At 42.2% G+C, this 7,605-nt stretch carries 6 protein-coding genes, 1 pseudogene and 1 riboswitch; of the genes and pseudogenes, 4 read left to right on the top strand and 3 right to left on the bottom strand.

Annotation, left to right across the window (positions count from 1 at the left end):
• The first annotated feature begins 319 nt into the window (after window positions 1-319).
• The 4 genes from purR to BCT34_RS18815 all read left to right on the top strand — a co-directional run bounded on the left by purR (window position 320) and on the right by BCT34_RS18815 (window position 3,472).
• Complete coding sequence (purR, locus tag BCT34_RS18830) at window positions 320-1,324, top strand: HTH-type transcriptional repressor PurR (RefSeq protein WP_076650511.1); 1,005 nt, start codon at window positions 320-322, stop codon at window positions 1,322-1,324.
• A 169-nt stretch (window positions 1,325-1,493) separates the two neighbouring features.
• A riboswitch (cyclic di-GMP riboswitch) is annotated at window positions 1,494-1,579 on the top strand.
• A gap of 127 nt (window positions 1,580-1,706) precedes the next feature.
• Window positions 1,707-2,297, top strand: coding sequence for a TfoX/Sxy family DNA transformation protein (locus BCT34_RS18825; protein WP_076650510.1), 591 nt, complete (start codon window positions 1,707-1,709; stop codon window positions 2,295-2,297).
• Window positions 2,298-2,427: 130 nt separating this feature from the next.
• Window positions 2,428-3,108, top strand: a complete 681-nt coding sequence (locus tag BCT34_RS18820; protein ID WP_076650509.1) for a TVP38/TMEM64 family protein — start codon at window positions 2,428-2,430, stop codon at window positions 3,106-3,108.
• A 46-nt stretch (window positions 3,109-3,154) separates the two neighbouring features.
• Window positions 3,155-3,472, top strand: a complete 318-nt coding sequence (locus BCT34_RS18815) for a DUF2007 domain-containing protein (RefSeq protein ID WP_076650508.1) — start codon at window positions 3,155-3,157, stop codon at window positions 3,470-3,472.
• 126 nt (window positions 3,473-3,598) lie between these two features.
• Here BCT34_RS18815 and BCT34_RS18810 read toward each other — a convergent pair whose 3' ends face one another.
• The 3 genes and pseudogenes from BCT34_RS18810 to glgC form a co-directional block, all read right to left on the bottom strand.
• Window positions 3,599-4,396, bottom strand: a complete 798-nt coding sequence (locus BCT34_RS18810; protein ID WP_017076456.1) for an alpha/beta hydrolase — start codon at window positions 4,394-4,396, stop codon at window positions 3,599-3,601.
• A 285-nt stretch (window positions 4,397-4,681) separates the two neighbouring features.
• Window positions 4,682-6,136: a glycogen synthase GlgA gene (glgA, locus tag BCT34_RS18805; RefSeq protein WP_076650507.1), complete on the bottom strand. Its 1,455-nt coding sequence runs from the start codon at window positions 6,134-6,136 to the stop codon at window positions 4,682-4,684.
• Window positions 6,126-7,343: pseudogene (gene glgC, locus BCT34_RS18800) on the bottom strand (glucose-1-phosphate adenylyltransferase). Before glgC ends, glgA begins: the two are co-directional and overlap by 11 nt.
• Window positions 7,344-7,605: the final 262 nt, after the last annotated feature.

Below are 7,605 nucleotides of genomic sequence, written 5' to 3'. Positions count from 1 at the left end.
CTTATTATCTGAAATCGGGGGTAAATAAATTCAGTAGAATGTGACAATTCACCCGGATTTCTGGGTGAATTTTATTGCGAGTAATTTCTAGTCAGTCTAAAATTGTGACCGCAAACGATAAAATATGAAACATTCACGAAATGCTATGCTTATTAAAGTTGAGAGCATTTCGGTGTTAAGACAAGCCGCTCAATAGCGGTTTTTTGTTTTTTAGCACTTTAGTACCCAAAGAGCCCTACACATTTAAGCTCTTAGTTAGGTAGCTTAACGGCTACTTTATTCCGTACTTTGGGAAAGTAGCTTCTAATAGGATAAAACCATGGCCACTATAAAAGATGTCGCTCGCTTAGCCGGCGTATCAACAACAACCGTTTCTCACGTAATCAATAAAACTCGCTTTGTTGCAGAAGCAACTCAAGAGAAAGTAAACAAAGCCGTTGATGAATTGAACTACGCACCAAGTGCTGTTGCTCGTAGTTTGAAGTGTAATACAACACGTACTATCGGCATGCTAGTAACTCAATCAACTAACCTATTCTTCTCTGAAGTTATCGATGGTGTTGAGAGCTACTGCTACCGTCAAGGTTACACTTTGATCCTGTGTAATACGGGCGGTATCTACGAAAAGCAACGTGACTACATTCGAATGCTTGCAGAGAAACGTGTAGATGGCATCTTAGTTATGTGTTCAGACCTAACTGAAGAACTAAGAGAGATGTTAGACCGTCACGCTGACATTCCTAAAGTTATCATGGACTGGGGCCCAGAGAGCTCTCAGGCTGATAAGATCATCGATAACTCTGAAGAAGGTGGCTACCTAGCGACCAAATACCTTATTGAACGCGGTCACTCTAAGATTGCATGTTTAAGTGGCCACTTAGACAAAGCAGCTTGTGTTGAACGCATTGCTGGTTACAAACGCGCACTCAACGAAGCTAAGATTACAGCCGATGACAACATGATCATCGAAGGTAACTTCGAGTGCGATACGGCCGTTCTTGCTGCAGAACAAATCGTTGAGATGGAAGATCGCCCGACGGCAGTATTCTGCTTTAACGACACAATGGCACTCGGTCTAATGAGCCGACTGCAAGAAAAAGGCATTCGCATTCCTGAAGATATTTCGGTAATTGGTTATGACAACATCGAACTGGCTGAGTACTTCTCTCCGCCGTTAACGACTGTTCACCAACCAAAACGTCGTGTGGGTAAGAATGCTTTCGAAATTCTGCTAGAGCGCATAAAAGACAAAGACCACGAAAAACGCGTCTTCGAGATGCACCCTGAAATTGTTGAGCGTAGTACAGTTAAAACGTTAAATTAATTGATAATTCGAGTTTAATCTTATCAAGCGCACCTTTAGGTGCGCTTTTTTATCAGCAACTATAATGAACCCTGATGCACAACAGAAAGATCATTAATTGAAGCAATATCACATTTTGAAATATCAACTGTGAGCTTCATTCAGCAAAAACTTTATTCTATTCAATCAGTCACGCACAGGGCAAACCACTTGAAAGAGTGAGACGCAAAGCTTCCGGCCTAAACCACTCGTTGGTATGGTAGCGGGGTTACCGATGGCAAAATGCAGTAGCTACTAATAATTTAGTAATTTACGGCTTATTGACAATGTAATTGCAACATTTTGCTAATCTCTCGGACCTGCTTATTTGGTGGCGTAGTTCAAATACACCGAGATAAATAACATGGATAAACCGATACTAAAGGACTCGATGAAGTTATTTGAGTCGCTAGGAAAAATAAAATCACGCTCAATGTTTGGTGGCTTCGGTCTTTTTGCTGATGACACTATGTTTGCTCTGGTAGTAAATGACCAGTTGCACATACGCGCGGACAAAGGCACAACAAAACAATTCGAACAACAAGGGTTTCAACCGTACGTCTACAAAAAACGTGGTTTCCCTGTTGTTACTAAATACTTCGCTCTACCTGAAGGCCTGTGGCAAGATCAAGAGAAAATCTTGCAGCTTGCAACTACGTCTCTAGGTTTTGCTAAAGAAGAAAAAGCTGAGCAGTCTTCTGCCAAGCCGACACGACTGAAAGATCTGCCTAACCTTCGACTCGCTACTGAGCGTATGTTGAAAAAGGCAGGGATCGATTCTGTAGAACGTTTATATGAATCTGGCTCTGTAAACGCATTTAACGCCATCAAAGAATCGCATGCGTCTTCTGTTAGTATCGAACTACTTTGGGCGCTGGAAGGTGCGATCAATGGTACACATTGGTCTGTTATACCGCAGCAACGTCGCGAAGAACTTATCAATCGCATCAATTAACATTGTCAGTGCAATATACATAACTAAGCCGCATTTACTGCGGCTTTTTTTATATCTGCTGAAAGTTAATCTATGCTTTGCCTGTCTATCTATACTATCGGTATGCATTGAAAATTTAGAGGAAGTATCAATGAGTAAGAAAATGATATTGGGTATTGTGTTGGTCGTGACCATTGTGTTGTTAGGCGTCAATTTTGGTCAGTTCCTAACGCTTGAAAATGCGAAAGCCCAACAAGCTGTGTTAAATGACTACATTGACAGCAACTTTATTGCTGCTGCCGCTATCTATTTTGTCGCGTATGTGATGATTACTGCTTTCTCCATTCCTGGAGCTGCTGTTGTCACCCTATTAGGGGCGGCGCTATTCGGTTTCTGGAGCAGTTTACTCTTAGTGTCTTTTGCAAGTGCGATCGGCGCGACTTTAGCCTTCTTGAGTAGCCGTTACCTGTTACGTGACTGGATTCAAACCAAATTTGGAGACAAGTTAGCAACGATTAACAAGGGCGTAGAAAAAGACGGGGCATTTTACTTGTTCTCACTTCGCTTAATTCCTGTATTCCCATTTTTCCTTATAAACTTGTTGATGGGCTTAACCCCAATGTCAGTTTCTCGTTACTACATTACGAGCCAAATAGGCATGCTACCTGGCACTGCTGTTTTCTTGAACGCTGGTACTCAACTCGCAGAAATTGATTCACTATCAGGTATCGTATCCCCTTCAGTACTACTATCGTTTGCATTGTTGGGTGTATTCCCAATTATTGCCAAATGGTTGATGAGCAAGTTTCGCTCAACACCTGTAGCGGAATAGCGTATATAACTGACTAACACCTAAAGCCGAATAAGGTTCTATTTTAATGAAAATATTCAGTGCATCGAATCCGACAGAAGCTCATATCATTTGTGGATTGCTAGAAAGTGAGAATATTACCTGTGAAGTCCGTGGTGAAGGTTTGTTTGGCTTGAAAGGGGAAATCCCATTCACCGAAGAAACTGACCCTTACGTATGGTTATACGAGCCAGAATTGGCCAGTAAAGCCCGTACTATTGTCAATGACTACCAAAAACAACAAGATTCAATCATCTATGAAGAATGGCGTTGTGGTGAGTGCCACGAAGTCAACGAAGCTCAATTCGGCTCTTGTTGGCAGTGCGGTGCTGCCTCACCGGAATAGGAAAGTTTCACCAACCGTATAAAACGATTCGCTCAGATACCTCCTCCAAATAAAAACGGGAAGCTAAAGTTAGCTTCCCGTTTTTATTTCAATTCAATCGTCATCTTCGATTTCGCGTCTAGAAAATCATTGGATTTGTTTTTGAATAAACGCAATGGAGCGTTGATTAAACTCTTCAGGATTTTCTACATTACATACATGCCCACAGTTAGCTATTTCCACTAACTCGCTCGACTCGTGCGCTTCGACCATTTCTTTAACAGGCTTGATAAACATGTAATCTCGCTCCCCCATCAAGTACAAAGTCGGAATCGGCAATTCTCTGTCTTTAAAATACTTCATCAATGGGTTTACATCAGCCGTGAGAATAAACCATCGTTTAAACTCTTTCTGACACAGCTTTTTGGCTTCACGGATAAACAGATGGCGTGACTCTTTCTGGCTCTTTTGCGGCATCACAACATAAGCAAAAAGACTGTATAACCACATGTAAGGAATGATGTGTTTGCTAAGGTTGCCCAGCTTGATTAGCACTTGAGAGCGAGTATTAAGCTTAGTAACCGCACCACCAAGTACCATTGAGCGAACACGGCCTGCAGCTAGCTCTGCAACGTTACGCACAATAATCGTGCCCAAAGACATGCCAACGAAATGTGCAGAACGGATCTTAAGATGGTCTAACACTTTAAGAATATCAAGCGTCACCGATTTGAACGTATAACGATTCGAAATCAGCCCTTTAAGTATATTGTCTGATTTACCGTGCCCTCTCAAGTCAATGAGCAGCAAGTTGAAATGCTGTTTGTATGCTTTGATCTGCTTAAACCAGATGGAGGAACTGCCTCCTGCGCCATGCACAAATACAACCCACTCATCACTCGTAGGGTGAGTAAATGTTTTATGAAATAGTAAACTCTCAGACATGCCTATCGCTTTAATTATTGGAATGGAGCTGTGCCTCATCACGAGGCGATGGCTAAGGATATCACGCTATTAAGACATTTGAGTGATAATAGTGTCAAACCTATCATTAGCCATGTGAATATCTACCCCACCTTTTCTACCTAACTGAAATGAGTTTGCAAGCTTTGTCTTCGTAAACGTGATGTGCTCTGACCAGGAAACAAAAAGGCACTCTACAATTAGAGCGCCTTCATTTATTACGAGCTGTTATTGTTCGCCAGCTAATTTTAAAACTAAGTCAACAAGTTAAAATGCAGAATGGTACATAACTAGGTATTCTTTAGCCGCATCTTCCCAACTAAAATCTTGTTGCATCGCATAAAGCTGAACGCGCTTAATTTCAGATGGGTTTTGTGCGTAAAGCAGTAATGAACGATGTAACACAACCAATAACGCTTGCGGTGTTGGCTCTTCAAAAGCAAACCCAGTCGCGACCTCAGGAGCTTCATCGTAATCATTCACGCTGTCTTTTAAACCTCCCACAGAACGAACAATCGGCAAAGTACCGTAAGCCATACTGTAGATTTGATTTAAGCCACACGGTTCAAACTCCGAAGGCATCAAGAAGAAATCGGATCCAGCTTCAACCAAGTGAGCAAGTTCATTATTGTACGCTTCTACGAATAAGAACTTGTCTGAGTGAAGTGCTGATAGCTCTTTCAATTGACTCGCTAAAACCGGATCGCCAGTACCAACTATCACAATCTGAAGGTCATTTTTCAAGAACTGCTCGATGATAGGCAGTAGGTAATGAACACCTTTTTGATTCGTCAAACGACAAACCATGCCATAAACCGCGCAATCGTTGACCGGTAATCCAACATCTTGTTGAAGCTTTTGCTTACAAGCAGATTTCCCACGAGCCATGCTGTGCTTGGTCGCCTTGTATTTACGAGGTAGGAAAGCATCCGTTTCTGGATTCCAAGCACCGTAATCACAACCATTCAAAATGCCGAACAGATCAGCCGATCTGTGCTGGAATTCTGCAGCCATACCGTGGCTACCTAGTTCCGTTTTCAACTCTTCTGCATAAGTCGGACTTACTGCGTTCACCTTGTCTGCGCACATAACGCCTGCTCTTAGCATAGTGACATGAGTCTCACTGACTGAAGCTTCAGGCACATTGTAGTTGTGCATCTCTGGTAGAAATTGCAATTCATCGTATGCGAACACACCTTTAAAAACCGCATTGTGAATCGAGATAACACTGCGCGTATTTTCAAAGAAATCGTGTTGTTGATAACGCGATTTAAGCAAGAAAGGTACGAAACCAGTATGCCAGTCATTTGCATGAATGATATCCGGTTGAAAGCCAAGCTTAGGAAGCATATCAAGACAGGCTGCACTAAAGAACGAAAAGCGCTCTCCGTTATCAGCATAAGCTTGATTGTTTTCTGCGTACATTTCCGGGCGGTCGAAATACTTGGCACATTCAATACCAAAAACTGGAACGCCTTCTACGCTCAGTTTTTTAACTTGATAAGCCGTATGAGGCCAATGATCGAGTTCAGTCGATAAAATAACTTCTGCTGAATCAATGTTTGGAATGTTTCTATATGCGGGGATAGTCACTCGAACGTCCTGTTCGAGTGTTTGCAACGCTTTAGGCAGTGCCTTGGCTACATCAGCCAAGCCACCACTTTTAATCAAGCCTTCAACTTCAGACGCTACAAAAAGTACCGAGAGAGTCTTAGTAACCAACTCGTGCTCCTTTAGAAATCACTACTACACCATCGTCAGATACGTGGTAATGCTTTTTGTCTTCTGTCAGGTTTACACCAATCTGAGTACCCGGTGCGATATCTGCATCTTTATCAATGATAACGCGACGTAGGATACAACCTTCACCCACTTTCACATCACCAAGTAAGATACTCTCGCTGATATCACACGCTGATGCGATATTACTGCGGAAGCCCAGCACACTCTTTTCAATACGAGAACCACGTACATAACTACCGCTACACACAAGGCTATCGATGATCTGAATTCGACCATTTGCCGAATCAGTAAACGTAGCAGGTGGTAATGGTGGGTAATAAGTGTGTAGAGGCCATTTGCGGTTGTATAGCGAGAATGGCGCATCTTTCTTAAGAAGATCCATGTGTGCTTGCCAGTACGCATCAATCGTACCTACATCGCGCCAGTAAACTTCTTCTTTTTCACCAGTAATACGGTTAGTGCTGAAATCATAAACAAACACATCACCACGTGGGAACATGTTTGGAATAATGTCTTTGCCGAAATCGTGTGTTTAACCTTCTCTATCAGCATCTTCCGTTAGTTCTGCAAAAAGCTCTTTCGCTTCGAACACGTAGTTGCCCATAGACACGAGCGCTGATTCTGGATCGCCAGGAATCGACTTCGGATTTGCAGGTTTCTCTTCAAAGCCAATCATACGGCCATCAGCATCAACTTCGATAACTCCGAATTCTGATGCTTCAGCAAGTGGCATACGCAATGCTGATACAGTTAGAGCTGCTTTCTTCTCTTTATGGAAATCAAGCATCTGTTTGATGTCCATCTTATAGATATGGTCAGAACCAAAAATACATACTTGATCCGGTTCTTCCAACTCCATAAAGCCCATGTTTTGGTAGATAGCATCTGCTGTGCCTTCATACCAACGCTTTCCTTTACGCATTTGCGCAGGAATTGGGTCGATAAAACGATCTGTTATACCACTGATATTCCAACCTTTTTTCATGTGATGGAACAGTGACTGTGACTTAAATTGTGTTAATACGTAGATCTTCATCAGATCAGCATTAACGAAGTTGTTCAAAGCGAAATCAATTAAGCGGTAACTACCACCGAAAGGAACCGAGGGTTTGCTGCGAGACTCCGTCAAAGGTCTTAAACGAGAGCCTTCACCACCAGCAAGAATCATTCCCAATACACCAGCCATTTTATTCTCCATATATCGATAGCTTGTCGATGTTAGTACTCGTAGAGGTATCTTCCTCAGGGGGATGAGCACTAACACTTATTTCGGTATTTAGCGAATATCTATTCACATAGAGTGACAGTATCCTAAGCCAAACGTTGTTATGTGTGCACTATTCTTTGCACTTGGTTTTATATACGTTATCGACTTTTCGGTCGAATTCAATTTTTAATACGCCATTCTGTGCTACGTAAGCTGATTGCTTTCCTAAGACTTAAAGCAG

It is taken from the genome of Vibrio sp. 10N.261.45.E2, from assembly GCF_002875705.1.
In the GTDB taxonomy this organism is placed as follows: Bacteria; Pseudomonadota; Gammaproteobacteria; order Enterobacterales; family Vibrionaceae; genus Vibrio.
This window is presented reverse-complemented; position numbering and strand designations above follow the sequence as displayed.

Bases quoted from the DNA above. Each gene is read 5' to 3' on its own strand.
- BCT34_RS18825 (WP_076650510.1), top strand. From the start codon at position 1,707: ATGGATAAACCGATACTAAAGGACTCGATGAAGTTATTTGAGTCGCTA.
- BCT34_RS18810 (WP_017076456.1), bottom strand. From the start codon at position 4,396: ATGTCTGAGAGTTTACTATTTCATAAAACATTTACTCACCCTACGAGT.
- purR (WP_076650511.1), top strand. From the start codon at position 320: ATGGCCACTATAAAAGATGTCGCTCGCTTAGCCGGCGTATCAACAACA.
- BCT34_RS18815 (WP_076650508.1), top strand. From the start codon at position 3,155: ATGAAAATATTCAGTGCATCGAATCCGACAGAAGCTCATATCATTTGT.
- BCT34_RS18820 (WP_076650509.1), top strand. From the start codon at position 2,428: ATGAGTAAGAAAATGATATTGGGTATTGTGTTGGTCGTGACCATTGTG.